The organism is Pseudomonas sp. LBUM1644 (genome assembly GCF_059716195.1).
The window spans coordinates 694,079-719,404 of record NZ_CP166812.1 but is presented as its reverse complement, the minus strand read 5'-3'; the positions used below and the strand labels follow the sequence as shown (position 1 = coordinate 719,404).

Sequence of the window (25,326 nt, the reverse complement as noted above, 5' to 3'; positions counted from 1 at the left end):
ATTACCGTTCAGGAACCCTACATGAAAGCCATTGCCTACTACGCCTCCCTGCCGATCAGCGACGAAAAATCCCTGCAAGACATCGAATTGCCAGCGCCGGTGGCCGGCCCGCGTGACCTGCTGGTGGAAGTCAAAGCCATCTCGGTCAACCCGGTGGACACCAAGGTCCGCCAGAACGTCCAGCCTGAAGGCGGCGTAGCGAAAGTACTGGGCTGGGACGTGGCCGGTGTGGTCAAGGCTGTCGGCAACGAAGTGACGCTGTTCAAGGCCGGCGACAAGGTCTTTTACGCAGGTTCCATCGCCCGCACGGGCGGCAACAGCGAGTTGCATGTGGTGGACGAGCGGATCGTCGGCCATATGCCGAAAACCCTCGGTTTCGCCGAGGCCGCTGCCCTGCCGCTGACCGCCATCACCGCATGGGAATTGCTGTTCGAACGCCTGCAAGTGCGTGAAAGCCAAACCGATGAAGGCCAGAGCCTGCTGATCGTCGGTGCGGCCGGTGGCGTCGGTTCGATCCTCACGCAACTGGCCAGCCAGCTCACCGGGCTGAAAGTCATCGGCACCGCTTCCCGCCCGCAAACCCAGAGCTGGGTGCGTGAACTGGGGGCCGACCTGGTGATCGACCACAGCCAGCCGCTGAGCGAAGAGCTCAAGCGTGCTGGCGTTGAGCAGGTGACCCATGTCGCCAGCCTGACCCAGACCGACCATCACCTGGATCACTTGGTCGAGGCATTGGCGCCGCAAGGCAAACTGGCGCTGATCGATGATCCGAAAGCGCTGGATGTGACCAAGCTCAAGCGCAAGAGCCTATCGCTGCACTGGGAGTTCATGTACACCCGTTCGCTGTTTGAAACCGCGGACATGATCGAGCAGCACACACTGCTGAATCGTGTCGCCGAGCTGATCGACGCCGGGACATTGAAAACCACGGTCGGCGAGCACTTTGGGACGATCAATGCGGCGAACTTGCGTCGTGCGCATGAATTGCTGGAGAGCGGCAAGTCCAAGGGCAAGATTGTGTTGGAAGGGTTTTAACCTCAAGAGATCGCATGTCCCTGTAGGAGCTGCCGAAGGCTGCGATCTTTTGATCTTGATTTTTGTCATGTGCAGATAGCTACAAGCAGGATCAAAAGATCGCAGCCTTCGGCAGCTCCTACAAAGGTTGCGATTTTTTGCCGTCAGTCCGAAGGTTGATCGTTGTCATAATTGCGATCGTATTCGGGTCTACAATCGAGGCCTCTGCGATGCAATCTTTTACAAAAGGAGGTCAGCAATGAAGATCCTGATAAAAGAAATGGCAACATCCCAGTGGCAGGTTCGTCTGGACCAGCATGCGGTGACATTCCGCAGCGAAGCCGAAGCGCGCGCTTTCACCCGTACGCTTGAAGCGCGACTTTACGCCCCTCATCAAATTCCCGACCGCCAACAGCGCGCTGCTGGCTGAGTCCGTCCTCACACCTGGGCTTGTACCAGCGCCCGGGCATTTTGCAGACGCCGGGTGAGCATCGCCACGCTCACCACCAGAATTGCGCACAGGCTGATGACCATGGCCATCGGCAGGGCCGTGCCGTCGTACAAGACACCGACCAGCGCGGCCGCCCCGGCGGCGACGCTGAATTGCAGGCAACCGAGCATCGCCGACGCACTGCCCGCGCGGGCACCCTGCCCGTTCATGGCGCAGGCCGAAGCGTTGGGCAGAATGCAACCGAGGCTGGAAATGCAGATAAACAGTGGAATCAGTAGCGGCCATAACTGCTCGGTGTGCAGCGCACTGACCGCCATCAGCGTAAGGCCGGCCCCCAGGTAGACCCACACCGCGCGCGCCAGCAAAAACGCCGGGCCCCGCTTGGCGAGCAGTCGCGCGTTGACCTGCGCCACAAGGATGAAACCCGCGGCATTGGCGCCGAACAGCCAACCGAAGTGTTCGGCAGGTACGCCATACAGTTTGATGAAGACGTACGGTGAACCGGCGATATAGGCAAACATCCCGGCGATGGCGATGCCACCGGTCAGGGCGTGGCCGAGGTACACCGGGTCCGACAACAGGCGGCCATACTGGCGCAGCGCGCCCGATAATGGCTGACGTGGCAAATGAGCCGGCATGCTTTCCGGCAATCCGAGGGCCACGGCCAACCCCGCCAACGCACTGAAACCGGTCAGCACCAGGAAGATCGACTGCCAACCCGTGGTGTTTACCAGCAACCCACCGAGCATCGGCGCGAGAATCGGCGCCAGCCCCATGACCAGCATCAGCTGTGAAAAGACTTTCGCCGAGCCCACCGCATCGCATTTGTCACTGACGATCGCCCGGGAAACCACCATCCCCGCACAACCGCCCAGCGCCTGTACGAAACGCGCGCCGAGCAACCATTCAAGGTTCGGCGAATAGGCGCACGCCAGGGAAGCAGCGGTGAACAAGCCGACGCCGGTCAGCAACGGAATGCGTCGCCCAAAACGATCCGCCACCGGGCCGTAGGCCAGTTGACCCATGGACAAACCCAGGAAATACGCTGCCAGCGTCAGCTGAACGTGCTGTTCATCGGTGCCAAACGCCAGCGCCATGGCCGGGAAGGCCGGCAGATAGAAATCGATCGCCAGCGGACCAAACGCGCTCAGCGCGCCGAGAATCAAAATGGTACGGAAGTTCATCAGGCATCCAGTGTGACTAAGGTCAGCGGCCCCACAGTCTAGCCTCGCATGAACCCCTTGAACATTCTGATAGCTCGCTAACTATTAAAAACCAGTGGATGAATGCAAAAAACAGTGTGGGAGCGGGCTTGCTCGCGAAGGCGGTGTGTCATTCAGCATTAATGTCGACTGACACTGCGCCTTCGCGAGCAAGCCCGCTCCCACAGGACCTGTGGTTGGCCTCAGGCGACTTTCGCCTCGTAGCCTTCCTCGCTGATTGCCGCGATCACTTGATCGACGGTCAACGCGCTTTCGACGCCGACTTCTTTTGCCGCCAGATCGACCCGCACGCTCGCAGTCGGATCCTTGGCCTGGACCGCTTGAGTGATGGCCTTGACGCAGTGACCGCAAGACATGCCTTGAACGTTGAACACTTGCATGGAATGACTCCTTCAGTAGGGTTGCGAGCACTCTCGGGCTTGCCACCATGGCAAGGTCAAGTTCTGAAGTGAGCTGCCGGGCTGGCATTCGTCGCCGCGCTCGGCCAAGCTGCGTGCATCAATGACTCGACACCAGGAGATTCAGCCATGCGCTGGTCAGCTCTCAGCCTGTTTGGCTTCCTCAGCCTTTTCGCCGCCATCCCTTCGGTCAATGCCGCCGGGGAGGACTATGGCGTTCTGATCATTTCCCGCGAGCGCCTGGAAGTGTCGACCAGCTGCGAGATCGGTGTGTACATCCAGGATCAGCTGTCGGCGCGTCTGTTCCAGGAACAAAGCACCTCGTTCAACCTGCCACCGGGCAATGTATCGCTGCGTCTTAAATTGCTGCCGGGGCAAGCGCCGGGGTGCAATCCGGGCATGTTGGCGCCGGGATCGCAGATCATCACGCTCAGGGCCGGGGATGTATTGAAGTTCCGGATTGCGATGACGCAGGAAGGGATGTACCTGAAAGCGGCTGCCCTGGATTATTGAGTCGACGGTACAAAGATCAAAAGATCGCAGCCTTCGGCAGCTCCTACAGGGTGTACATCAATCCATGTAGGAGCTGCCGAAGGCTGCGATCTTTTGATCTGAATAATGGCGCTTGACCTTGCCAGCATGGCAAGGTTGATCCTGTAGACATCTTCTACAAGGAGCGCGACCCATGTCCGAATCCACCACCTTCGATCTGCCGATTGCCGGCATGACCTGTGCCAGTTGCGCCGGGCGTGTCGAGCGAGCCTTGAGCAAAGTCATTGGCGCCAGCGCAGTCAGCGTCAACCTCGCCACCGAACAGGCGCGTGTTCAAGCACCCAGCGACAGCCTGCCGGCCTTGATGGACGCGGTGCAGCAGGCCGGTTACAGCGTGCCGCAGCGAAGCCTGGAATTGAGCATCGACGGCATGACCTGCGCCTCCTGCATCGGTCGCGTCGAACGGGCGCTGGCCAAGGTGCCGGGCGTCAAAAGCGTCAGCGTCAACCTGGCCAACGAACGCGCCCACCTCGAACTGCTTGGGCAGATCGAGCCGCCGACACTGATCGCCGCCGTGGCCAAGGCGGGTTACAGCGCCAGCGTCTGGGAACCAGAACACCCACCAACCGATCATCAGCAACAACGCCTGCACCGCGAGCGCTGGGCCTTGATCATGGCGATCATCCTCGCCTTGCCGCTGGTGTTGCCGATGCTCCTGCAACCGCTCGGCGTACACTGGATGCTCCCGGTCTGGGCGCAATTCGCGCTGGCGACGCCGGTGCAATTCGTCTTCGGCGCGCGTTTTTATGTGGCCGCCTGGAAAGCCGTTCGTGCCGGTGCCGGCAACATGGATTTGCTGGTCGCGTTGGGCACCAGCGCCGGTTACGGCCTGAGCCTTTACGAATGGGCTACCGCCGCCGGGCGCATGCCGCACCTGTATTTCGAAGCCTCGGCAGTGGTGATCGCCCTGGTATTGCTGGGCAAATACCTGGAAAGCCGTGCCAAGCGCCAGACCGCCAGCGCCATTCGTGCCCTCGAAGCCTTGCGCCCGGAACGGGCGATTCAGGTGATTGACGGCCGTGAGCAAGACGTCGCCATCAGCGCGTTGCGCCTCAATGATCTGGTGATGGTCAAACCCGGCGAACGTTTCCCGGTGGACGGCGAAGTGGTCGAAGGCCAAAGCCACGCCGACGAAGCGCTGATCAGTGGCGAAAGCCTGCCCGTCCCCAAGCAACCCGGCGACAAGGTGACCGGCGGGGCGATCAATGGCGAAGGCCGGTTGCTGGTTCGTACCCAGGCGCTCGGCGCGGAAACCGTGCTGGCGCGCATCATCCGTCTGGTCGAGGACGCTCAAGCCGCGAAGGCACCGATCCAGAAACTGGTGGATAAAGTCAGCCAGGTCTTCGTGCCCGTGGTCTTGCTGCTGGCCCTGGCCACTTTGATCGGCTGGTGGCTGTACGGCGCGCCGATGGAAACTGCGCTGATCAATGCCGTCGCGGTGCTGGTGATCGCCTGCCCTTGCGCCCTCGGGTTGGCCACGCCAACGGCGATCATGGCCGGCACTGGTGTGGCGGCGCGCTACGGGATTCTGATCAAGGACGCAGAAGCGCTAGAGCGTGCCCATGAAGTCAGCGCCGTGGTGTTCGACAAGACCGGCACGCTGACCTCGGGTGCACCGCGGATTGCGCACTTGAGTGCCATCGACGGTGATGAAGCCGCCCTGCTGCAATTGGCGGGTGCCCTGCAACGCGGCAGTGAACATCCGTTGGCCAGGGCGGTGCTGGATGCGTGCGCCGAAGGTGATTTGATCGTGGCGGATGTCAGCGACAGTCAATCGCTGGCCGGTCGTGGCATTGCCGGCACGCTCGACGGTCGGCGCCTGGCGTTGGGTAATCGTCGTCTACTGGAAGAGAGCGGTTTGAACGCCGGCCCATTGGCGGGCTCCGCCACCGCCTGGGAAACCGAAGGCCGGACGCTGTCCTGGCTGATCGAGCAAAGCCCCGAACGGAAAGTATTGGGCCTGTTCGCCTTCGGTGACACCCTCAAACCCGGTGCGCTGCAAGCGGTGCAACAACTCCGCGCACGGCACATCAGCAGCCACCTGCTGACCGGCGACAATCGCGGCAGCGCCAAAGTGGTCGCCGAGGCACTTGGCATCAACGATGTCCATGCCGAAGTGCTGCCGGCCGACAAAGCCGCCACGGTCGCCGAACTGAAAAAAACCGGTGTGGTGGCGATGGTCGGCGATGGCATCAACGATGCCCCGGCCCTGGCTGCTGCCGATATCGGTATCGCCATGGGCGGCGGCACCGATGTCGCCATGCACGCAGCAGGTATTACCCTGATGCGCGGCGATCCACGACTGGTGCCGGCAGCGCTGGACATCAGCCGCAAGACTTACGCAAAGATTCGTCAAAACCTGTTCTGGGCCTTCGTCTATAACCTGATAGGCATTCCGCTGGCAGCCTTCGGTTTTCTCAACCCGGTGCTGGCAGGCGCGGCGATGGCATTGTCGAGCGTCAGCGTGGTCAGCAATGCGTTACTGTTGAAAACCTGGAAACCCAAGGATCTGGAGGACAACCGATGAACATCGGCCAAGCGGCCCGCCACAGCGGCCTTAGCGCGAAGATGATCCGTTATTACGAGTCCATCGGCCTGCTCAAGGCCGCCCATCGCACCGACAGCGGTTACCGGGTATACGGCGACGATGATTTGCACACGCTGGCCTTTATCAAGCGCTCCCGTGACCTGGGGTTTTCTCTGGAGGAGGTCGGCAAATTGCTGACCCTCTGGCAAGACCGCCAGCGCGCCAGCGCCGATGTGAAGGCTTTGGCGCGTCAGCATATCGACGAACTGAATCAGAAAATCCGCGAACTCGGCCAGTTGCGCGACACTCTGCAAGACCTGGTTGAACATTGCCAGGGCGACCACCGGCCGGATTGCCCGATCCTCAAAAACCTTGAGTCGGGTTGCTGCACCAGCCCTCCCCTGTAGGAGCTGCCGCAGGCTGCGATCTTTTGATCCTTTTAAAAGCAAAAATCAAAAGATCGCAGCCTTCGGCAGCTCCTACAGGGGGATGCGAGCACATTCAGCATCCAAATTGACTGACACACCGCCTTCGCGAGCAAGCCCACACATTGGATGGTCAGTGTTTGGAGATTCGGATCAAGCCTCTACAAAAAACCCGGCCGAAGCCGGGTTTTTTTAACCGATCACTGCATCCAGGGCGGAGGCGGCTCTTCGGTTTTGCCCGGTGGCGCGTCATCCGCCGCCCGAACCGCTTGCTTGCGCTCTTCATCGAGGCGTGCGGCCTCGATCTCGCGCATGATCCCGCCAACGTCGGCCAACTCTTCCGGCTCGTCGAACTCGCCGGTCAAGACGCTGGCCGGGTGCAAGGTGCCGGCTTCGTACAGCGCCCACATTTCCTTGGCGTACTTGGTCTTTTTCAACTCCGGTGCAAAACGCCCGAAGTAGGACGCCATGTTGCCCACGTCCCGCTCCAGCATGCTGAACGCGTGGTTGTTGCCGGCCGCGTCTACCGCTTGCGGCAAGTCGATGATGACCGGGCCAGTCGGGGTCAACAGTACGTTGAACTCGGACAAGTCACCGTGCACCAGACCGGTACACAACATCAGCACGATCTGCGAAATCAGGAACGCGTGATATTCGCGGGCCTGATCCGGCTCCAGCACGACGTCGTTCAGACGTGGGGCGGCATCGCCGTATTCGTCGGCCACCAGCTCCATCAGCAGCACGCCTTCGAGGAAGTCATACGGCTTGGGCACCCGCACACCAGCGCCGGCCAGACGGAACAACGCCGCCACTTCGGCGTTCTGCCAGGCATCTTCGGTTTCTTTCTTGCCGAACTTGGAGCCCTTGGCCATCGCCCGAGCCTGACGGCTGTTGCGCACCTTACGGCCTTCCTGGTACTCGGCCGCCTGACGGAAACTGCGTTTATTCGCCTCCTTGTAGACCTTCGCGCAACGTAACTCGTTGCCGCAGCGCACCACATAAACAGCTGCTTCTTTACCACTCATGAGTGGGCGCAGCACCTCGTCGACCAGACCGTCCTCGATCAGGGGTTCAATGCGTTTTGGAGTCTTCATCAGCTTTTATTGTGGGTCCTTTATTACCAAACACGCGAAAGTCATTCGTTATACGGCAATCCACTCGTTCGGGGGAGGGGTTGCCGACCTATGAACATTACTGTGAATCTCAAAATGCACACAATGTGCCTGTTTTACCCACGTATATAGGAGCGAGCTTGCTCGCGATGGTTGTTAACGATAACGCGAATTTACTGGTAAAACACGGCGCTCTTCAGTCCATCGCGAGCAAGCTCACTCCTACAAAGACCGGCATTACCCCCCCCTTTCGTAGGATTTTTCTCGATATCCCTAAATTTCCGCCTCCGTCAGCCGAAGTCATCAGTGACAAAGTGAATTGTCCGACAACCGTTCCTACAGAAAAAACGACTGCGCACTCACGGACCCGAGTTGAACCCTAACGTTTTCGGCTGCCAAAAATCCGCGAGTCATCTGCACTGCGTGGGCCTACAAGAAAATCTGGAGCGCGGATGAACATCAAACAAAAGTTGACCTGGGCGTTTGCAATCATCGCCTGCTTGCCCGTGGTGCTGGTCGCCACACTCGTTGTGCTGAACTTGCGCAGCGATGCCAAGGACGAATTCGTCGACAACAGCGGTCGCGAAATCCGTCAGGTCAGCAATGCCATGCAACTGTTCTTCGACGGCATCAGCCAGAACGTCGAATACCTGGCCAAGCAACCGCTGATCACGAATTCCGACGACAGCCTCAAGACCTACATGAACGCCAACGCCGCCAGCATTCCTCAGGGCGAGATGGACAAAAAAGTCTTCGGTTTCCTGCAGGACCTGGGCAATGCCCATCCGTCCTACGCCTACGCCATCCTCGGCACCGCCGCCGGTGGTTACGTGTCGTGGCCGGACGATGCCAAGCTGGCCAATTACGACCCGCGCCAGCGCCCGTGGTTCAAGGCGGCCCAGGCCAAACCGGGCAAGCCGTTCCGTACCGAGGCCTACTACTGGGCCGAAAATGATACGTCCTACGTCAGCACCGTACGCACCATCGACAACAAGCTGGGCACCAACGGCGGCGTAGTCAGCATCGACGTGTCGCTCAAACAGCTCACCGAACTGGTCAAACAGATCAAGCTCGGCGAAACCGGCTACCTGATGCTGCTGGAGAACTCCGGCACCGTACTGGTCGATCCGAAGCAACCGGAACACAACTTCAAGGCCCTGAGCAGCCTCGGCGAGGGTTATGCGCAACTGGCCAAGGCCGGCAAAGGCCTGGTCGAAGTCGAACTCAATGGCGAGCGCTACATGGCCAACGTCTGGCCGTCCGAGCAACTGGGCTGGACCTTCATCGGCCTGATCAAGCAGAGCGATGTGATGAGCACCGCGACCCAACTGACCTGGTTGATCGCAATCATTGCCGCCGTACTGGCAGTGATCTTCGCCGTCGTGGGTGCCAGTTTCGCCAGCGTCATCGTGCGGCCGATCCGCAGTGTGGCCGATGGCCTGGAAGGCATCGCCCAAGGTGAAGGCGACCTGACCAAGAACCTGCAAGTCCGTGGCAGCGACGAAACTGCGCAACTGGCCAACTGGTTCAACCAGTTCCTGGCGGCGATCCGTAACCTGATCCAGAGCATTGGTGGCGCGGCCACCAAGATTCTCGATACCTCGAAGAGCTCGACCCAGGTCTCCAGCGACATGGCCGAAGCGGCCGGGCGCCAGCGTGAAGCGGTGGACATGGTGTCCACGGCGTTCCACGAAATGGTCGCCACCGCCAACGAAGTCGCACGTTCTTGCAGCCAGGCGGCGGAATCCGCTGACAGTGGCCAGCGCCAGGCCCGCGAAGGTCAGCAGCAGATTGATGCGGCCGTGACGAGCGTCGATCGCCTGAGCCAGGAAATCGAACAGTCGGCGCAGTCGATGCAACAGCTTGAGCGCGACAGCAACGACATCCAGTCGATCCTCGGGACTATTCGTTCGATTGCCGAGCAAACCAACCTGCTGGCGCTGAACGCCGCTATTGAAGCAGCGCGGGCCGGTGAGCAGGGTCGCGGGTTTGCGGTCGTGGCCGACGAAGTACGGGCACTGGCCAAGCGCACGGCCGATTCCACGGCGGAAATCGACGGTCTGCTCGGCAACCTCGCCAAGCGCACCAGCCAGGTGACCCAACAGATGCATGCGAGCCTGGAAGTGTCGCAGCAGTCGGTGACACGGATCGGTGAAGCGCGCAGCAGCTTCGGGCTGATTCGTGAGTCGGTGGACGTCATTCGTGACATGAATACCCAGATCGCCACGGCAGCGGAACAGCAGCATCAGGTGGCAGAAGACATTAATCGGCACATCAGCCAGATTCACGGCGATGCGCAGTTGGTGGCGGAACTGGCGAATTCGGCGCGGCTGGATTCGCAGAGTCTGGCGGGGCTTTCGAATGAGCTGGATGGGTTGGTTCGGCGGTTCAGGACTTAAGGTCAACAGATAGATCAAAAGATCGCAGCCTTCGGCTGCTCCTACAGGGGATCGGCGTACTCCTGTAGGAGCTGCCGCAGGCTGCGATCTTTTACTGCCGAAATAATTCCCCCGGGGTAAACCCGAACAACCCCTTGAACGCCGCAATAAACGCCGACGTCGAGTCATACCCGCAAGACAGCGCCGCATTCGTCACGCTGTCGCCCTCCTCCAGCCAACTCAGCGACGACAACAACCGCATGCGCTGGCGCCACCCCCGAAAGCTCAATCCGGTCTCACGCTGGAACAGGCGCATCAGGGTTTTCTCCGACATGCCCAACCGTTCGGCCCACTCCTGCAACGTCACGCTGCGCTCGGGGCTTTCGATCAGCTCGTTGCACAAGCCCAGCAGTCGCTGATGGCGAGGCAACGGTAGAGAAAAACCGACCTCCGGCAGATTCGCCAACTGGTCCAGCAGCACACTCACCAGCCGCGCCTGCGGGCTGTCACCCTGTGGATATTCCACCGGCAGCAAACAAAAGCTCTTGATCAACTCCCGTGCCAGCGGCGTGACTTCCAGCACCCGGCAGCGCCCGTCCGCCCACTCACACTCTTCGCGACGCACATAGAGGCTGCGCATCTCGGCGCGCATCGAGGTCACGACCTGGTGTTCAAGATCCGCCGGTATCCAGATACCCCACTGCGGCGGCGCAAAGAAACTGCCCTCGGCGGTGTGCACGCCGAGAACACCACTGATGGCGTAGGAAAACTGCACCCAATCGTGACGATGCGGCGGTGTCCACGACCCGGCATTAAGACTTTCCGCCCGCGCGTACAAGGGGCGCGGCAGCACGGTCAGGGCCGGAATCATCCGTTCGAGGGAAAGTTGTCCGTTAGTCGGCATTGACTGGCCTTATGTCGCAAGCTGGCTGATGAGGCGACGTTAGGCCAAGTCACTCATCTATTCAACATCGCAAATCCCCCTGTAGGAGCTGCCGCAGGCTGCGATCTTTTGATCTTGATTTTTAAGATCAAAAGATCGCAGCCTGCGGCAGCTCCTACAGGGGATCGCGAGCTCAGCGTTCGATGATTGCGGTGACGCCCTGTCCGCCAGCGGCGCAGATCGAGATCAGACCCCGACCTTTGCCCGCAGCGTCGAGCAACTTGGCCAAGTTGGCGACGATGCGCCCGCCGGTGGCGGCGAAAGGATGCCCCGCCGCCAGCGAGCTGCCTTTGACATTGAGCCGGCTGCGGTCGATGGAACCCAGCGGTGCGTCGAGTTCGAGGCGGGTTTTGCAGTACTGCGGATCTTCCCAGGCCTTCAATGTGCACAGCACCTGCGCGGCGAATGCTTCGTGGATTTCGTAGTAATCGAAGTCCTGCAAGGTCAGGCCGTTGCGCGCCAGCAGACGTGGCACCGCGTACACCGGCGCCATCAACAAGCCTTCGGCACCGTTGACGAAATCAACCGCCGCCGCTTCACCGTCGCGCAAGTAGGCGAGGATCGGCAAGCCACGCGCCTTCGCCCATTCCTCGCTGCCCAGCAACACCAACGACGCGCCGTCGGTGAGCGGTGTGGAGTTGCCCGCCGTCAGCGTGCCCTTGGCGCTTTTTTCGAACGCGGGTTTGAGTGCGGCGAGCTTTTCCAGGGTCAGGTCCGGGCGCAGGTTGTTGTCGCGGGTCAGGCCGAGAAACGGCGTCATCAGATCGTTGTGCCAGCCTTCGGTGTAGGAAGCGGCCAATTTCTGATGACTTTCCAACGCCAACTGATCCTGCTCGGCGCGCGGGATGTTCCAGGTCTGCGCCATCAACTCGCAATGTTCGCCCATCGATAGCCCCGTTCGCGGCTCACCGTTGCGTGGAAATTCCGGGATGAGGTGACCCGGCCGTAGCTGCAAAAACGTTTTCAGTTTGTCGGCGGTGGTCTTGGCGCGATTGGCTTGCAGGAGGATGCGCCGCAAGCCTTCGTTGATGCCGATTGGCGCGTCAGAGGTGGTGTCGACGCCGCCCGCAATGCCGCATTCGATCTGGCCGAGAGCGATTTTATTCGCCACCAGCAACGCCGCTTCCAGACCGGTACCACAGGCTTGCTGAATGTCGTAGGCCGGGGTGGTCGGCGACAGCCGCGAACCGAGCACGCATTCGCGGGTCAGGTTGAAGTCCCGGGAATGCTTGAGCACCGCGCCGGCCGCCACCTCACCCATACGCAAACCGTGCAGGTTGAAACGCTCGATCAAGCCTTCGAGCGCGGCGGTGAGCATCGCCTGGTTGCTGGCGGTGGCGTAGGGCCCATTGGAGCGAGCGAAGGGGATCCGGTTACCGCCGATAATCGCGACGCGGCGCAGCTGAGTCATGAAAAGCTCCTGATGAAATACCGATTTGAAAACCGCCCTGTAGGAGCTGCCGCAGGCTGCGATCTTTTGATCTTGTTTTTCGGGATCAAGATCAAAAGATCGCAGCCTGCGGCAGCTCCTACAATGTTCAAGCGTAGGCCTTATCTCGCGGATCGAACGACTGATCGCCATTCGTGGTCCACACTTTGAACCCCAGCTGCTGGAGCGCGTTCCATGTCTGACCGCTATATCGACTTCGCCAATTCATCCATCGGCCATCGTTTGGTCGGGGCCCTGGGTCTGCCGTCGCCGGTACGGCTGGAGCGCTGGCAAGCAGGCCGGCTGCGTCCGGTCGAAGGGGCGCTGCTGTTGGGCGGCGGTGCGCTGGCGGAGAAAGTCAGCGCTTTCGCCAATCGCCTGACCGACGCGATCTATAGCTACGGCGCCGAACCGTCACTGGCCACCGCATGGATTCCCGGGCATGGCCCAAAACTCAAAGCGGTGGTGTTCGATGCCAGTGACCTGGTGCAAACCGATCAACTCAAACAGTTGCGCGAGTTCTTCCAGCCCCTGATGAAAAACCTCGATCACAGCGCGCACCTGGTGATTCTCGGACGGGCGCCGGACACGCTCAGCGATCCGTTTGCCGCCAGCGCCCAGCGCGCCATTGAAGGTTTCAGCCGTTCACTGGCCAAGGAATTGCGCAGCGGCGGCACGTTGCAGTTGATCCATGTCGGCGCAGGTGCCGAGGATCAACTGGAAGGCCCGCTGAGGTTTTTCCTCTCGCCAAAAAGTGCCTTCGTGTCCGGGCAAGTGATTCGCCTGAATGCCTGCGACACGCAGGTGACGGACTGGACGCGCCCGCTGTCCGGCCGCAAAGCGCTGGTCACCGGCGCCGCTCGCGGCATCGGCGCCTCCATCGCCGAAACCCTGGCCCGTGACGGCGCCGACGTGATCCTGCTCGACGTGCCCCAGGCCAAGACCGATCTCGAAGCGCTCGCTGCGCGCCTCGGTGGACGCAGCATCACCCTGGACATTTGCGCCGAAGACGCCGCCGCACAATTGGTCGAACAACTGCCCGACGGCATCGACATCGTGGTGCATAACGCCGGCATCACGCGCGATAAAACCCTGGCCAACATGACCCCGGAATTCTGGGACGCGGTGCTCGCGGTCAACCTCAATGCGCCCCAAGTGCTGACCAAGGCGTTGCTCGACAACGGCACGTTGCGTGACAACGGCCGGGTGATTCTGCTGGCGTCCATCAGTGGCATCGCCGGCAATCGTGGGCAAACCAACTACGCGGCGAGCAAAGCCGGGTTGATCGGCCTGGCCCAGGCGTGGGCGCCGCTGCTGAATGAGCGCGGCATCAGCATCAACGCGGTCGCGCCGGGTTTCATCGAAACGCAGATGACGGCGCACATTCCATTCGCCTTGCGCGAAGCCGGTCGGCGCATGAGTTCACTGGGCCAGGGCGGTCTGCCGCAAGACGTCGCCGAAGCAGTCGCCTGGCTGGCGCAACCGGGCACCGGCGCCTTTACCGGGCAAGCGCTGCGCGTCTGTGGACAAAGCGTTCTGGGGGCTTAGGCATGATCACCGACTGGCACACTCTCAACCGCGAACCGAGCCTGGCCGGGCTGTATGTCAGGGCCGCGACACGGCGCAAAATCACCGGCACCACCCTCCCCGATTCGGGATTGCGGTGCTGGGTCGATGTCGATCCGAAGCGTCTGGCGGCGTACCGCAAGGTGTGTGGTTTTACCGACAATGGTTTACTGCCGCCGACGTACCCGCACATCCTCGCCTTTGCCCTGCAGATGCAATTGCTCACCGCTCAAGCGTTTCCGTTTCCGTTGCTGGGCCTGATTCACCTGAGCAATCGCATCCGCGTCTTGCGGCCGATGGGCGGGGTTGGACGGGTGCGCGTCAGCGTGCAGGTGCAGAACCTGCAGCCCCACGCCAAGGGCGCAACGTTCGATGTGGTGACATCGCTGGACGATCAGTTGGGCCCATTATGGGAAGCCGAAAGTCAGATGCTGTGTCGCGGCGTCAAACTGGAAGGGGAACCTGTCGAGGAGGTTTTGGCATTGAGCCTGCCGCTGATCGAAGTGACTCGATGGAAAGCGCCGGCCGATATTGGCCGGCAATACGCAAAGGTATCCGGCGACTACAACCCCATCCACCTGAGTGCCGCCAGCGCCAAATTGTTCGGCTTTCCAACGGCCATTGCGCATGGGTTATGGAACAAGGCACGGACGCTCGCGGCGCTGGCCGATCACTTGCCGACGGCGAATGTCGAGATTGCCGTGCAGTTCAGGAAGCCGGTGCGATTGCCCAGTGAGGTGACGTTGCTGGCCAGTGCGGCGGGGTCCAGCGGGGATTTTCAGTTGGTGGGTGCGGGGGATCTGGAACATATGGCCGGCCATTGGCGGCCGGTGGCCTGAAGCTCCTGCAACCGATCGCCGCTACCTGTTGGAGTTGTTGGACCTGTAGGAGCTGTCGAGTGAAACGAGGCTGCGATCTTTTGACTTTGTTTTTTAAGATCAAAAGATCGCAGCCTGCGGCAGCTCCTACAGGGATGTCACGAACGAACCAGATTCAACCGCGGCTGCGGGAATAGATTGTTCAACGTCTCCAGCAACCGCACGTGATAAATCGGCTTGCGAAACAGATCCAGCACCTGCAACCGCAACATGTCACTGACATCCTCCATGTCCGCATGCCCCGACGTCACGATCACCGGCAAATGCTGGCGGGACGTATGCTCTCGCAGCCGCTTGATCAACGACATGCCACTTTCCTCGGGCATCCGCAGATCGGTGATGACCAGCGCAATATCAGGGTGGCGCGTCAGATGATGCAGCGCGAGCTTGACCGAAGTCGCAGCGAAACAATGGAAGCCCTCGCCCTCCAGCAACTCTGCCAGTTCAAGCAACGCATCCTCCTCGTCATCGACCAGAAGAAGTTGTTGGCGCGGAACAGCAGAAGCGTTCATAGGCAACACCTAGGATGGACGAGCGCTGACGTTAGAATTTGTGTTCGGCATTGGCACGTTATGGAGTGCCACCCAATGCAGTGGTGATTTTGCCAAAGATATTCGTAATCGTAGTGCCCATTCCCGCACTGAGTCCGGCAATCACCACCGCCACCATCGCCGCAACAATCGCGTACTCAATACCTGACGCACCTTCGGTGTCTTTAGCCAGGCCTTTGTAAAAAGCAATTTCGGTTTTGATCTTCTGCACAAGCCGTGTGATGACCATCGCATTTCTCCTGATGACTGCGGGTGTTGCACCGCTGCAACATGATTCCCCAATGCCAGCACCAGCATTGACGGCATTCTCCCTCCCAACAACTGTAAGAAAGTATTAGCGCTAAAGTAGTAGCGGGTTCATTGGCGCCAAACAACCGCACATTTACGCCGTAGGCACCTACTTTTCCTGGATTTTTTCCAATCGCTAATGGCGTTTTGCAATACCTGCGCTACGGTCAAATAGCGAAACAGTTTGATGTTCATAGCTGCCTGATTGCGAAGTTGTCTCGTCGGGGTTGACGGGTTCTTTGAGCAGCAGGAAAGGGAGAGCCGTCATGAACAGTCGCGTCACCATGGGCCTGGCCGGATTGCTTCTGGCAGGCGCGATCATTGCCGGTTACTGGGGGCTCACGTTGAGCCGTCAACCGACGCCCGAACCTGTCGCGCAACCTGTCGTTGTCTCGAGTACGCCAACTGCCTTGGCGCCTGCACCGGTGGATGACCCGACCCGCCAAACGGTGGTGGTGTTGCTGCATGACGTCGCACCGTTCCTACAAATAACCGCCGCCGACGTTGCCCTGGAAAAACTCCGTACCGCCCCCGTCGGCAGCCTGACCCGCGTGGATCAAGCGATTGGCCGCACGCCTTGGCGCGCCCTCACCGCCGGCAGTTGGCTCAACGCTGACAGTTTCGAAGCCGGCGGTGCACTCGCTCGCATGATTCGCCCGGATGAACGCGCCCTCGCCGTCGCCGTGGACGACGTAATCAGCGTCGGCGGGCAACTGGCACCCGGGGATTACGTCGATGTGCTGCTGTTCCTGCGCATGGACAGCAACAACCTGCAGCCGTCGGCGCAGTTGGTGGTGCCGGCCTTGCGGGTGCTCGGTGTGGGTGAGGAATTGGGATTGACCAATGACGGCCAACCCTCGAACCCGGCCCTGAGCAATGACGAAAAACTCAAGCAAAACCAGATGCGCGCCAGCGCCCGCACGGTCTTGCTCGCCGTCCCCGAACAGCTCTTGAGCCGGCTGATGCTGGCAGCCCAAGCCGGCGTGCTGCGCCTGGCGGTGCGCAGTGCCGATGAAAAACGCCTGGCGCGTTATTGGGCCGGGGCAAGCGACTCATCGAACAACCTCGCCGCGGCCAATCGCGAGCTGATCCAGTTCAGCCAACTGGCCATGACTGCCGCGCCCAAATCCGTCACTGCGGCTGGGGTGGTCGCCGCCCCACGCAAGTCGAGCGTGGAAGTCATTCGCGGCAATGAACTTACTCAACAAACCCCCTGAGTCGAGCAAGGACGCATCCACATGCGCAGACGTTCCCTGTCCATTTTCCAAAGCCTGCTTTGGGTCGCTGTGTTGAGTGGATTGCCGCTCACGGTGACGCTTGCAGCCGTCGGAAATTGCGCCGCGTTGGGCTCGATGCCGGCCGTGCTGGAAGTCGGTGAAGGACTGCAACAGGAATTGCAGACGCCCGTGGCGATCACTCGAGTGGCCGTCGGCGATCCGAAAATCGCCGACGTGCGGGTCAACGGCAATCAGGCCTTCCTGCTCACCGGCATGGCCCCCGGCGCCACCAGCCTGATGGTCTGGACGGCGTGCGCCAGTGCGCCGCGTCAAAGCATGGTGTTCGTCCAGGGGCGGGCGACCACGGCCATGACCGCCACGCGACTGCCGTCCGATGATCCGCTGCTGCCCTCGCAGGTGCAGACCGACATTCGCTTCGTCGAGGTCAGCCGGACCAAGCTGAAAGAAGCCGGCACCTCCATTTACGGCAAAACCTCGAACTTCCTTTTCGGCTCTCCGGGCACCGTGCCGAATACGGCGGTAACGCCCGGCGTGCTGCCGCTGCGCAACCTCGATCCGCGTATCGCCGTGCCGAGCATTCCTCTGGCTAACGACATGTTCAATATCGTCGCCGGCGGCGGCAATTTCCTCGCCATCATCAACGCCATGGAAGGCAGCGGCTTCGCCTACACCCTGGCACGGCCGAGCCTGGTGGCGATCAGCGGGCAGAGCGCGAGTTTCCTCGCGGGTGGCGAAATCCCGATCCCGGTGCCCAGCGCCAACAGCAACAGCTACTCCATCGAATACAAGGAATTCGGGATCCGCTTGACGCTCACGCCGACGGTGGTCAGCCAGGATCGCATTGCCCTCAAAGTCGCGCCTGAAGTCAGTGAGCTGGATTACAACAATGGCGTGACCATCGGCGGCACCACCGTCCCGGCGTTCACCATTCGCCGCACCGACACCAGCATCTCCCTGGCCGACGGCGAGAGTTTCGTCATCAGCGGTTTGATCAGTACCCAAAACGCTTCTCAAGTCAGCAAGTTTCCGGGGCTGGGCGACATCCCGATTCTCGGTGCTTTCTTTCGCAACTCATCAATCAAACGTGAAGAGCGTGAGCTGCTGATGATCGTCACGCCGCACCTGGTTCAACCCCTGGCTGCCAACGCACAACTGCCGTCGTTGCCCGGTGAAAAACTACGCAACTACGACCCCAACTGGTATCGCCTCTACTTCCTCGAAAACGGCAACTTCGATAAACGCAGCGGGTTATCGCAATGAGCCAGAGCCTGAGTCAAACCTTCCTCGCGATCACGCGCAACAGCACCGACCTTGAATGGTTGCAAGGCGCACTCGCCCCGCTGGGCCAAGTGGTCAGTGCTGGAGGTGGCAACCTCGACGAACTGTTGGCGCTGGTGGACGTGACCTTCGCCAGCCTGGTGTTCGTCGGGCTGGACCGTGAACACGTGGTGGCCCAGAGCGCGCTGATCGAAGGTGCGCTGGAAGCCAAACCGATGTTGGCGATCGTCGCCTTGGGCGACGGCATGGACAACCAGCTGGTGCTGAACGCAATGCGCGCCGGCGCACGGGATTTCGTGGCCTATGGCTCACGCTCCAGTGAAGTCGCGGGGCTGGTGCGACGCCTGAGCAAACGCCTGCCACCCGTGGCGCCCAACACGCAACTCGGTGGCCTGACCGTGCTCTACGGCGTACAGAGCAATGCCGACGGTGCATTGCTTGCCAACCACATGGCGCAAGTGGTGCAGAAGAGCGGCCAGCAAACGCTGTTGCTGGACCTGGGCCTGCCGCGCGGCGACAGCCTGGCGCTGCTCGGATTGGAGAGTTCGTTTCATTTCGGTGATGCATTGCGGCACTTGCGCCGCCTCGATGCAACGCTGATCGACAGCGCCTTCACCCGGTGCGACGCCGGCATGCGGATCCTGGCCTACGCCAGCAACGACGAACCGCTGGAGCACACCAGCACCGCCGAGCTGTACATGCTGCTCAGCGCCCTGCGCCAACACTTCCAGCACATCGTGGTGAACCTCACCGGCCAGCCCGACAGCGAAGCTTTGCGCACCTTTGTCAGCCATTGCGACAAGCTGCTGTGGTACACCGATCAGAACGTGCTGGACTGCCGTCGTAATCTGGCGGTACTCGGCCTCTGGCGCGAAAAAGGCATGAAGCTCGATCACGCCCGATTACTGGTCGACCGCTACCTGCGCAACGTCGCACCGGACTCCGACACGCTGTGCAAAAGCTTCGGCATGGAGGTCATCGCAGTCCTCAACTACAGCCCGGAAGTGCGGCTCAACGCCAAGAACCAGGGCGTCTCCCTGTTCGAACTGGCGCCACGGGAAAACCTGACCCAAAGCCTGCACACCCTCGGCGAACGACTGGCCAAACGCACCGAAGACCTGGCCAAACCCAAGGGTGGCTGGTTCAACCGGCTGAGGGGCGCGCAATGAGCAGCGAAAAACTGTTCGGCGCCCCCCAGCGCGTGACCACCGGCAATACCGACCACGACGGCCTGAAACTGGTGCTGCACCGCTACATCATCGACGCCATCGAGGAGTCCGGGAAAAACCTGCTGGAGGGCGCGCGGCCAGTCCTGTCGCAGTTCGTCATCGACAAGATTGCCGAGTACATTGCGCGGCTGCACCTGGCGATTTCCCGCTACGAAATGGAGCGCCTGGCGGAAGAAATCGTCGACGAACTCACGGGTTTCGGCCCGTTGGAGGTGCTGCTGCGCGATCCCGCCGTGACCGAAATCCTGGTTAACGGCCCACACCGGGTGTTCATTGAACGCGACGGCGTGCTGCATCAAAGTGACTTGCGGTTTATCGATGCGCACCACGTCGAACGGGTCATGCAGCGCATCCTCGCGCCCCTTGGTCGACGGCTGGACGAGTCTTCGCCGATGGTCGATGCGCGATTGCCCGATGGCAGCCGGGTGAACGCGATCATCCCGCCGATTGCCCTCGACGGCCCGTGCCTGTCGATTCGTAAATTCCGCAAGGACATGCTCAAAAGCACCGACCTGATGGCGATGAAAACCATCGACCAGGCGATTTTCGACTTCATTCAGGAGGCCGTGGGCAAGCGCTGCAACATTTTGATCAGTGGCGGCACCGGCACTGGCAAGACCACGCTGCTGAACATTCTCAGCCAACTGATCAACCCGCACGAACGGCTCGTCACCATCGAAGACATCGCCGAACTGCAACTCGGCCACCCCCACGTGGTACGCCTGGAAACCCGTCCGCCCAATGCCGAAGGGCACGGCGAAGTGAAGGCCAGCGACCTGATTCGCAACGCCCTGCGGATGCGGCCGGACCGGATCATCCTCGGCGAGATCCGCGGCGTCGAAGTGCTCGACGTGCTCACGGCGATGAACACCGGCCACGATGGTTCGATGAGCACCGTGCACGCCAACAACGCGCAGGATGCGCTGTTGCGCCTGGAGACGTTGGTCGGCCTGACCGGCCGCACCATCGCCGAACGCACTTTGCGGCAAATGATCTGCGCCGCGCTGGACGTGGTGATCCAGTTGACGCGCATGCCCGATGGCCGCCGCTGCGTCAGCGAAGTGGTGGAGGTCATCGGCATTCGTGAGGACGTGTACGTCACCAACACGCTGTTCCGGCTCGACCGACGCAGCGGTTTCGGTTTCATGCGCGAGGCGGTCAACCCCGCCGGCGACAAACTGCGCCGCGAGTCGGCGCTTTCTCCCTCTGCGTACTGAAGGCCACGGCATGCTCAAACCGGTGCTGCTTATCCTCGTCTGCCTGGTGTTGCTCGGCCTGTCGGTGCGCCTGTTCTACCGCAGCATGCGCCAGACCGGCACCGAACGGGTGTTGGGTCGCCTGAGCCAGGGGCAGGTTGAACAGAGGGTGGAGAAATCCTCCTGGGCGGGGCTGGAGCGGGCGTTCTTGCGTGCCGGTCTTGGACGTCCTACGGAGCGTTTGAAGGTGTGGCTGCTGCTCTGGGCCGTCGGCATTGTGCTGGGTTTTACCGTGGCGGGCTGGATCGGTTTACTGGCGATGTTGCTGCCGCCGCCGCTGCTCTTGCGGGTGTATGTGAGTTGGCGCTATCAACGCCGGCTCAAGCGCATGATCGAACAATTGCCGCCATTGCTCGATCACGCCGTACGCAGCCTGAAGTCCGGGCGGACCCTGGCCGATGCGGTATTGGGGGCCATCGAGGCGGCCGAAGATCCCCTGAAAAATGCCATGGGCCGGGTGCAGCGCAACGTGCAGTTGGGCGTCAGCCTGCCGGACGCCGCCTCGGACTTCGCCGAGCTGTATGAGAAAGATGAACTGCGCTTGTTCGCCCTCGGCTTGAAGGTCAATCACCGCTATGGCGGCAATGCCAGCGAGCTGCTGGAAAACCTGATCAAGATGATCCGCGAACGCGAGCAAGCGGCACGTCAGCTCGCCGCCATGACCGGAGAAACCCGGGTAACGGCGTGGGTGCTGGGCAGTTTGCCGATTGTCCTCGCCGGTTATTTTCTGCTGACCAACCCTCACTACCTGCTCGCCATGTGGCACGACAGCTCGGGGCAGATCATGCTCGCCAGCGCGTTCGGCCTGCAGGTGGTGGGCAGCCTGGCGCTCTGGCGCATGTTGCGCAGCGTATGAAAATACCGCTGCTGATCAGCGCGCTGTTGATGCTGGGGGCCACGCTGGTACTGCTCAGCGGGCTGCTGGAACAGCGTCGACGGGTTCGTCAGGTGGCCCAACGGCTGGATGGAAAACTGCCCGGCGACAATCGTGTCGGTCATTGGCTGCAGTGGCTCGGCAACAGCCGGCTCGGTCAGCGCTCGGTCAATCTGGACACCGAAACTCAAACGCTGCTCAACCGTCTCGGCTGGCGCAGCGCCCGGCGGCGTTCGTTGTTCGCGGCATTCCAGGTGGGCAGTCCCGTGCTGGCGCTGGCCCTGACGCTGCTGATCCAGGGGCTGTTTTTCCCGCAGGTGAACAATCAATGGCTCGCCCCGGCCTTTGCCCTGGGAACCGGCTACCTGTTGCCCAAACGCTTGCTCGCCGCGGCGGCGCTCCGCAGGCAGAAACAATTGGCGATCGAGATATCCACCTTCATCCCGCTGCTGCGCATTCTGTTCGAATCAGGCATGGCCGTGGAGCAGTCGCTGCGAGTGCTGAGCAACGAAGGCCAACAATTAATGCCGGCGCTGACCCATGAGCTGCGCCTGGTATTGGCCCGGGTCGATTCCGGCCTGGAGCTGGGCGAGGAACTGAGCAAAGCCACCCGCTTGCTGGCGGTGGACGAGTTCACCGACACCTGCGTGATCCTCCAGCAGTTGATCCACCAGGGCGGCGGCGCGATGAAATCCCTGCTGACCCTCAAGCAACTGCTCGATGACCGGCGCCTGACGCGCTTGCAGGAATACATCTCCAGCCTGTCCGCCAAAATGTCCGTCGTGATGATGCTGTTCCTCTTCCCGGCGTTATTGATCGTGCTCGCCGGCCCGGGTTTCACCGCCCTGGCCCGGGCCTTTGCTTCTTAGAGGAAACGTGATGAAAGCATTGATCGCCGGTTTGAGTTTGCTGTTGTTAAGCGGTTGCGCCAGCGACGGCCAGGCGCCGTGGAGCGCCCTGGCCAGCTCTGCCAGTTGCGCCAAATTGAGTTCCGATCAACAGCTGTCACTGAACCTCGCCGACGACATGGCCAACGACGGCAAACTGCACGCCAGCCTGGCCAACCTGCAAGGCCTTCCGGACAACCTGGCCGACGTGCGTTTGCGCAAAGCCAAGGTCTATCGATTGCTCGGTCGCAGCGAAGCCGAGCCGTTGTATCGCAGCTTGCTCGGCAGTTGCCTGGCCGCCGAAGCCGAACACGGCCTCGGCCAACTCGCCGCCGCCAAGGGCGACAACGGTCTGGCTCAGGCTTACTTGCAACGGGCCGCACGGCTGGCACCGACGGACGAGAAAATCCGCAACGACCTCGGCGTGGTGTACCTCAATCAATTACGCGTAGAGGACGCGCGTTTCGAATTTCTGACGGCCATGGAGCTCAAGCAAAGTGATCAGCTGGCTGCCTTGAACCTGGTGACTTTGCTGATCTACCAGGACGACTGGAACCGCGCCGCCGAACTGGTCAGCCGCCTCGGCTTGACCCCCGCCCAAGTCACTGAAGCCCAGGCCCGCTCAGAAAAACTCAAGGCCCCGGGCAAACGCGCCCCGACCACCGTGAACCAGGTCGCCGCCGTCGCGGCACCGACCATTCAGTAGGGAGAAGTCTCTGATGAAACCGACCCTTTTCTGTTGCCTGGGCCTGCTCGCGTTGCCCCTCACCGCACACGGCCTCGACGCTGGCCCCTCCTCGCCCCAGCAGCAAGAAACCGAAGGCTGGCTGCAATTGCAAAGCAGCAACACGGCAGCCTCGGCCAAGGTTCAAACCTCAACCGCGACTGAGCGCGAGTTGAGCATGCAGCGTTGGTTGAAGAGTTATCAGCATGAGATCCCGCAGTTTTTTGATCAGGATACGGGTGGGCAGGTTGATAGTGGGTCAGGGGGCTAGAAACCAGCGATTACCGCAACCCACAATGCTGTGTGTAGGAGCTGCCGAAGGCTGCGATCTTTTGATCTTGGCGACCGCAATACCGACAAAGATCAAGATCAAAGGATCGCAGCCTTCGGCAGCTCCTACAGGGTCATGCGCGAACCCTGTAGGAGCGAGGCTTGCCCGCGAAGAACGATAACGCGGTCTGACGGTTACTCCGCAGCCTGCGGATCGAGGTTATCCAGCGCCCGATTCACCGTCAGATCGGCCAGCATGATCACCTGCTGAATGCCCAACAACATATTGCGCTGCGGCCCCTGTAGAAACGTCGCGAAATCACTGGCCATCACACTGGCCGACGCCAGGGATTCGCAGGCGTAAGCCAACAGGGACTCGGTGTTGATATCCGGGGTGACGGTGAACATCTTGCTGGGGGTGTGGGGCGGGAGGGCGCACTGTTGGGCGTAGAGGGAGAGGTCTTCGGTTTCGGGGGGATTCGGGGTTGGTTTGATCATTGAAAACTCCAGGTGTGAAATGGAGCCCCCTCTAATCGCCGCGACGCAATTTTAGGTGGCAGCTGTGCGCGGGTTCGCGGACCGATACCTGGAAACTCGGCATACCCGAAGGTATCCCGCGCACAGTCGCCATAACACAAAACCACAGACATCTAAAAAGGGCTGCCGTAAAGCGGAGCGATTATGCACCAAGTAAGCAGGCCGCGACGCCCGGACGCTGAATTGACAGCGACGGCAAGAGGCTAGGCTTGCCGCTTCCGACGCACAACCTTAAAAACCTGTAGGAAAACCCACCACGATTTCATCGGTTGTAGGCGCTTTCTGTAGGAGCTGCCGAAGGCTGCGATCTTTTGATTTTGGCGACCGTAATACCGACAAAGATCAAGATCAAGATCAAAAGATCGCAGCCTTCGGCAGCTCCTACAGTTGGACAGCGCGTAGTTTTAGTGAGCAGTGACACGTTGGCGCAACCCGGAGTTGCCGGGCGACAACGCCAACGCCAACTGCGTCCGATTATGCATATGCGTCAACCGCAACACCTGCGACACATACAACTTCACCGTGTTCTCGGTAATCCCCAACTCACAGGCAATCTGATAATTCGTCTGCCCCTTCCCCACCAACCGCGCCACATCCAGTTGCCGGGGTGACAGCTGATGAAAAATCGCCGGAATCTCCACCCGATCCAAATCACTGACATCGCTATCAGAAGCATCCGACAACGACGGACTACGCCGAACCTTATCCAGGTCCTGATACAAATCATCGATCGATTCGGAAAGGTATTGCAGCTTCTGATTCAAATGCCCCAACTGCAGATTCTTCTGCTGTTCCTGCAACGCCACTTCCTGACGCTGCATCCCTTCGAGTAATTCACCCAGATCAATAGGCTTCTGATAGTAATCGGCAAACCCCGCGCGCAACGCCTTGATCACATCCTGCTTGTCCGCACGCCCAGTCAGCATGATCGCCTCGAAGGCCCGATGTTTGCCGGACAACCGTTGCAGTTCCTGCACCAGCTCGATGCCGTCCAGGCCGGGCATGTGCAAATCGCAGAGCACCAGGCCGATACTCAGGTCTTCATTGAAACGCGCGATCGCCTGACTGCCGGACTCACACGGCACACAGCGATAACCGCTTCTTTCCAGGAACTCGCACAGTTCGTCAACGATCAACGGCTGGTCATCGACCACCAGGACTTTTACTGCCGAAGTAAGCTTCTTCACGTGCGACTCCCTGCAAGGCCAAAGCCTGACCGTTCCTGTACCGCCAGCCTCGGGCTGTACGAATACTGTTTGAAAGTAGACGTAGTTTCTGACTCTGTACATACGAGGAAC

Annotated in this window: 25 protein-coding genes and 1 pseudogene; 17 read left to right on the top strand and 9 right to left on the bottom strand. The window is 60.7% G+C overall.

Going from position 1 to position 25,326, the window contains the following annotated elements:
- The first annotated feature begins 21 nt into the window (after positions 1–21).
- Positions 22–1,035: a zinc-binding alcohol dehydrogenase family protein gene (locus ACA052_RS03255; RefSeq protein WP_497648386.1), complete on the top strand. Its 1,014-nt coding sequence runs from the start codon at positions 22–24 to the stop codon at positions 1,033–1,035.
- A gap of 238 nt (positions 1,036–1,273) precedes the next feature.
- The gene (locus ACA052_RS03250) at positions 1,274–1,444 is read left to right on the top strand and encodes a hypothetical protein (RefSeq protein ID WP_497648385.1); all 171 of its coding nucleotides are present in this window, start codon (positions 1,274–1,276) and stop codon (positions 1,442–1,444) included.
- Positions 1,445–1,452: 8 nt separating this feature from the next.
- Here ACA052_RS03250 and ACA052_RS03245 read toward each other — a convergent pair whose 3' ends face one another.
- Positions 1,453–2,649, bottom strand: coding sequence for a multidrug effflux MFS transporter (locus tag ACA052_RS03245; RefSeq protein ID WP_497648384.1), 1,197 nt, complete (start codon positions 2,647–2,649; stop codon positions 1,453–1,455).
- A gap of 221 nt (positions 2,650–2,870) precedes the next feature.
- Positions 2,871–3,068 (bottom strand): cation transporter, encoded by a 198-nt coding sequence (locus ACA052_RS03240; protein WP_497648383.1) that lies wholly within the window; start codon positions 3,066–3,068, stop codon positions 2,871–2,873.
- Positions 3,069–3,215: 147 nt separating this feature from the next.
- On the opposite strand from ACA052_RS03240, the gene ACA052_RS03235 reads away from it, so the two are divergent.
- The 3 genes from ACA052_RS03235 to cueR all read left to right on the top strand — a co-directional run bounded on the left by ACA052_RS03235 (position 3,216) and on the right by cueR (position 6,572).
- On the top strand, positions 3,216–3,599 hold the full coding sequence (locus ACA052_RS03235; protein WP_497648382.1) for a hypothetical protein: 384 nt from the start codon (positions 3,216–3,218) through the stop codon (positions 3,597–3,599).
- A 172-nt stretch (positions 3,600–3,771) separates the two neighbouring features.
- A complete protein-coding gene (locus tag ACA052_RS03230) occupies positions 3,772–6,165 on the top strand; it encodes a heavy metal translocating P-type ATPase (RefSeq protein WP_497648381.1) in 2,394 nt (797 codons plus the stop codon).
- Entirely contained in the window at positions 6,162–6,572 is a 411-nt protein-coding gene (cueR, locus tag ACA052_RS03225; RefSeq protein ID WP_497648380.1) for a Cu(I)-responsive transcriptional regulator, read from the top strand. The genes ACA052_RS03230 and cueR overlap by 4 nt, the downstream gene beginning before the upstream one ends.
- Before the next feature lie 218 nt (positions 6,573–6,790).
- Here cueR and ACA052_RS03220 read toward each other — a convergent pair whose 3' ends face one another.
- Complete coding sequence (locus ACA052_RS03220) at positions 6,791–7,684, bottom strand: PA4780 family RIO1-like protein kinase (protein ID WP_461957072.1); 894 nt, start codon at positions 7,682–7,684, stop codon at positions 6,791–6,793.
- A gap of 470 nt (positions 7,685–8,154) precedes the next feature.
- On the opposite strand from ACA052_RS03220, the pseudogene ACA052_RS03215 reads away from it, so the two are divergent.
- A pseudogene (locus tag ACA052_RS03215) lies at positions 8,155–9,243 on the top strand (cache domain-containing protein); the annotation flags it as partial.
- Positions 9,244–9,333: 90 nt separating this feature from the next.
- Entirely contained in the window at positions 9,334–10,101 is a 768-nt protein-coding gene (locus tag ACA052_RS03210) for a methyl-accepting chemotaxis protein (protein ID WP_401359943.1), read from the top strand.
- A gap of 91 nt (positions 10,102–10,192) precedes the next feature.
- Here the strand turns inward: ACA052_RS03210 and ACA052_RS03205 are convergent, their stop codons facing one another.
- Together ACA052_RS03205 and ACA052_RS03200 are read right to left on the bottom strand one after the other, a co-directional pair.
- Positions 10,193–10,984, bottom strand: coding sequence for an AraC family transcriptional regulator (locus ACA052_RS03205; RefSeq protein ID WP_497648379.1), 792 nt, complete (start codon positions 10,982–10,984; stop codon positions 10,193–10,195).
- Between the two features lie 172 nt (positions 10,985–11,156).
- Positions 11,157–12,434 carry an acetyl-CoA C-acetyltransferase gene (locus ACA052_RS03200; protein WP_497648378.1) on the bottom strand — a complete coding sequence of 426 codons (1,278 nt, stop codon included), beginning with the start codon at positions 12,432–12,434 and terminating at the stop codon, positions 11,157–11,159.
- Between the two features lie 213 nt (positions 12,435–12,647).
- Here ACA052_RS03200 and ACA052_RS03195 point away from each other — a divergent pair, with 213 nt between their 5' ends.
- Both ACA052_RS03195 and ACA052_RS03190 read left to right on the top strand, forming a co-directional pair.
- Complete coding sequence (locus ACA052_RS03195) at positions 12,648–14,000, top strand: 3-oxoacyl-ACP reductase (protein ID WP_497648377.1); 1,353 nt, start codon at positions 12,648–12,650, stop codon at positions 13,998–14,000.
- Positions 14,001–14,002: 2 nt separating this feature from the next.
- Positions 14,003–14,857 (top strand): MaoC family dehydratase, encoded by an 855-nt coding sequence (locus ACA052_RS03190; protein ID WP_497648376.1) that lies wholly within the window; start codon positions 14,003–14,005, stop codon positions 14,855–14,857.
- Positions 14,858–14,994: 137 nt separating this feature from the next.
- On the opposite strand, the gene ACA052_RS03185 is transcribed toward ACA052_RS03190, so the two are convergent.
- A complete protein-coding gene (locus tag ACA052_RS03185; protein ID WP_497648375.1) occupies positions 14,995–15,408 on the bottom strand; it encodes a response regulator in 414 nt (137 codons plus the stop codon).
- Between the two features lie 58 nt (positions 15,409–15,466).
- Positions 15,467–15,676: a Flp family type IVb pilin gene (locus ACA052_RS03180; RefSeq protein WP_497648374.1), complete on the bottom strand. Its 210-nt coding sequence runs from the start codon at positions 15,674–15,676 to the stop codon at positions 15,467–15,469.
- A 325-nt stretch (positions 15,677–16,001) separates the two neighbouring features.
- On the opposite strand from ACA052_RS03180, the gene cpaB reads away from it, so the two are divergent.
- The 8 genes from cpaB to ACA052_RS03140 are packed head-to-tail and all read left to right on the top strand — an operon-like array spanning position 16,002 to position 23,492.
- Complete coding sequence (gene cpaB / locus ACA052_RS03175; protein WP_497648373.1) at positions 16,002–16,952, top strand: Flp pilus assembly protein CpaB; 951 nt, start codon at positions 16,002–16,004, stop codon at positions 16,950–16,952.
- Between the two features lie 21 nt (positions 16,953–16,973).
- Complete coding sequence (locus ACA052_RS03170; protein ID WP_497648372.1) at positions 16,974–18,233, top strand: type II and III secretion system protein family protein; 1,260 nt, start codon at positions 16,974–16,976, stop codon at positions 18,231–18,233.
- Positions 18,230–19,420, top strand: a complete 1,191-nt coding sequence (locus ACA052_RS03165; RefSeq protein WP_497648371.1) for a CpaE/TadZ family protein — start codon at positions 18,230–18,232, stop codon at positions 19,418–19,420. The genes ACA052_RS03170 and ACA052_RS03165 overlap by 4 nt, the downstream gene beginning before the upstream one ends.
- Positions 19,417–20,697: a TadA family conjugal transfer-associated ATPase gene (locus ACA052_RS03160; RefSeq protein WP_497648370.1), complete on the top strand. Its 1,281-nt coding sequence runs from the start codon at positions 19,417–19,419 to the stop codon at positions 20,695–20,697. The genes ACA052_RS03165 and ACA052_RS03160 overlap by 4 nt, the downstream gene beginning before the upstream one ends.
- A gap of 10 nt (positions 20,698–20,707) precedes the next feature.
- Positions 20,708–21,592 (top strand): type II secretion system F family protein, encoded by an 885-nt coding sequence (locus tag ACA052_RS03155; RefSeq protein ID WP_497648369.1) that lies wholly within the window; start codon positions 20,708–20,710, stop codon positions 21,590–21,592.
- Entirely contained in the window at positions 21,589–22,479 is an 891-nt protein-coding gene (locus ACA052_RS03150) for a type II secretion system F family protein (protein WP_497648368.1), read from the top strand. The genes ACA052_RS03155 and ACA052_RS03150 overlap by 4 nt, the downstream gene beginning before the upstream one ends.
- A gap of 10 nt (positions 22,480–22,489) precedes the next feature.
- The gene (locus tag ACA052_RS03145) at positions 22,490–23,203 is read left to right on the top strand and encodes a hypothetical protein (protein WP_497648367.1); all 714 of its coding nucleotides are present in this window, start codon (positions 22,490–22,492) and stop codon (positions 23,201–23,203) included.
- A 13-nt stretch (positions 23,204–23,216) separates the two neighbouring features.
- Positions 23,217–23,492 (top strand): DUF3613 domain-containing protein, encoded by a 276-nt coding sequence (locus ACA052_RS03140; protein WP_497648366.1) that lies wholly within the window; start codon positions 23,217–23,219, stop codon positions 23,490–23,492.
- Positions 23,493–23,686: 194 nt separating this feature from the next.
- Here the strand turns inward: ACA052_RS03140 and ACA052_RS03135 are convergent, their stop codons facing one another.
- Both ACA052_RS03135 and ACA052_RS03130 read right to left on the bottom strand, forming a co-directional pair.
- Positions 23,687–23,989: a DUF6124 family protein gene (locus ACA052_RS03135; RefSeq protein WP_497648365.1), complete on the bottom strand. Its 303-nt coding sequence runs from the start codon at positions 23,987–23,989 to the stop codon at positions 23,687–23,689.
- Positions 23,990–24,432: 443 nt separating this feature from the next.
- Complete coding sequence (locus ACA052_RS03130; RefSeq protein WP_497648364.1) at positions 24,433–25,215, bottom strand: response regulator transcription factor; 783 nt, start codon at positions 25,213–25,215, stop codon at positions 24,433–24,435.
- Between the last annotated feature and the right edge of the window lie 111 nt (positions 25,216–25,326).

Excerpts from the sequence above, each read along its gene's own strand:
- ACA052_RS03230 (WP_497648381.1), top strand. The coding sequence starts at position 3,772 with ATGTCCGAATCCACCACCTTCGATCTGCCGATTGCCGGCATGACCTGT.
- ACA052_RS03220 (WP_461957072.1), bottom strand. The coding sequence starts at position 7,684 with ATGAAGACTCCAAAACGCATTGAACCCCTGATCGAGGACGGTCTGGTC.
- ACA052_RS03185 (WP_497648375.1), bottom strand. The coding sequence starts at position 15,408 with ATGAACGCTTCTGCTGTTCCGCGCCAACAACTTCTTCTGGTCGATGAC.
- ACA052_RS03240 (WP_497648383.1), bottom strand. The coding sequence starts at position 3,068 with ATGCAAGTGTTCAACGTTCAAGGCATGTCTTGCGGTCACTGCGTCAAG.
- cpaB (WP_497648373.1), top strand. The coding sequence starts at position 16,002 with ATGAACAGTCGCGTCACCATGGGCCTGGCCGGATTGCTTCTGGCAGGC.
- ACA052_RS03145 (WP_497648367.1), top strand. The coding sequence starts at position 22,490 with ATGAAAGCATTGATCGCCGGTTTGAGTTTGCTGTTGTTAAGCGGTTGC.
- ACA052_RS03155 (WP_497648369.1), top strand. The coding sequence starts at position 20,708 with ATGCTCAAACCGGTGCTGCTTATCCTCGTCTGCCTGGTGTTGCTCGGC.
- ACA052_RS03195 (WP_497648377.1), top strand. The coding sequence starts at position 12,648 with ATGTCTGACCGCTATATCGACTTCGCCAATTCATCCATCGGCCATCGT.
- ACA052_RS03180 (WP_497648374.1), bottom strand. The coding sequence starts at position 15,676 with ATGGTCATCACACGGCTTGTGCAGAAGATCAAAACCGAAATTGCTTTT.
- ACA052_RS03135 (WP_497648365.1), bottom strand. The coding sequence starts at position 23,989 with ATGATCAAACCAACCCCGAATCCCCCCGAAACCGAAGACCTCTCCCTC.
- ACA052_RS03255 (WP_497648386.1), top strand. The coding sequence starts at position 22 with ATGAAAGCCATTGCCTACTACGCCTCCCTGCCGATCAGCGACGAAAAA.
- ACA052_RS03165 (WP_497648371.1), top strand. The coding sequence starts at position 18,230 with ATGAGCCAGAGCCTGAGTCAAACCTTCCTCGCGATCACGCGCAACAGC.
- ACA052_RS03245 (WP_497648384.1), bottom strand. The coding sequence starts at position 2,649 with ATGAACTTCCGTACCATTTTGATTCTCGGCGCGCTGAGCGCGTTTGGT.
- ACA052_RS03190 (WP_497648376.1), top strand. The coding sequence starts at position 14,003 with ATGATCACCGACTGGCACACTCTCAACCGCGAACCGAGCCTGGCCGGG.
- cueR (WP_497648380.1), top strand. The coding sequence starts at position 6,162 with ATGAACATCGGCCAAGCGGCCCGCCACAGCGGCCTTAGCGCGAAGATG.
- ACA052_RS03205 (WP_497648379.1), bottom strand. The coding sequence starts at position 10,984 with ATGCCGACTAACGGACAACTTTCCCTCGAACGGATGATTCCGGCCCTG.
- ACA052_RS03170 (WP_497648372.1), top strand. The coding sequence starts at position 16,974 with ATGCGCAGACGTTCCCTGTCCATTTTCCAAAGCCTGCTTTGGGTCGCT.
- ACA052_RS03140 (WP_497648366.1), top strand. The coding sequence starts at position 23,217 with ATGAAACCGACCCTTTTCTGTTGCCTGGGCCTGCTCGCGTTGCCCCTC.
- ACA052_RS03250 (WP_497648385.1), top strand. The coding sequence starts at position 1,274 with ATGAAGATCCTGATAAAAGAAATGGCAACATCCCAGTGGCAGGTTCGT.
- ACA052_RS03150 (WP_497648368.1), top strand. The coding sequence starts at position 21,589 with ATGAAAATACCGCTGCTGATCAGCGCGCTGTTGATGCTGGGGGCCACG.
- ACA052_RS03210 (WP_401359943.1), top strand. The coding sequence starts at position 9,334 with ATGGCCGAAGCGGCCGGGCGCCAGCGTGAAGCGGTGGACATGGTGTCC.
- ACA052_RS03160 (WP_497648370.1), top strand. The coding sequence starts at position 19,417 with ATGAGCAGCGAAAAACTGTTCGGCGCCCCCCAGCGCGTGACCACCGGC.
- ACA052_RS03200 (WP_497648378.1), bottom strand. The coding sequence starts at position 12,434 with ATGACTCAGCTGCGCCGCGTCGCGATTATCGGCGGTAACCGGATCCCC.
- ACA052_RS03235 (WP_497648382.1), top strand. The coding sequence starts at position 3,216 with ATGCGCTGGTCAGCTCTCAGCCTGTTTGGCTTCCTCAGCCTTTTCGCC.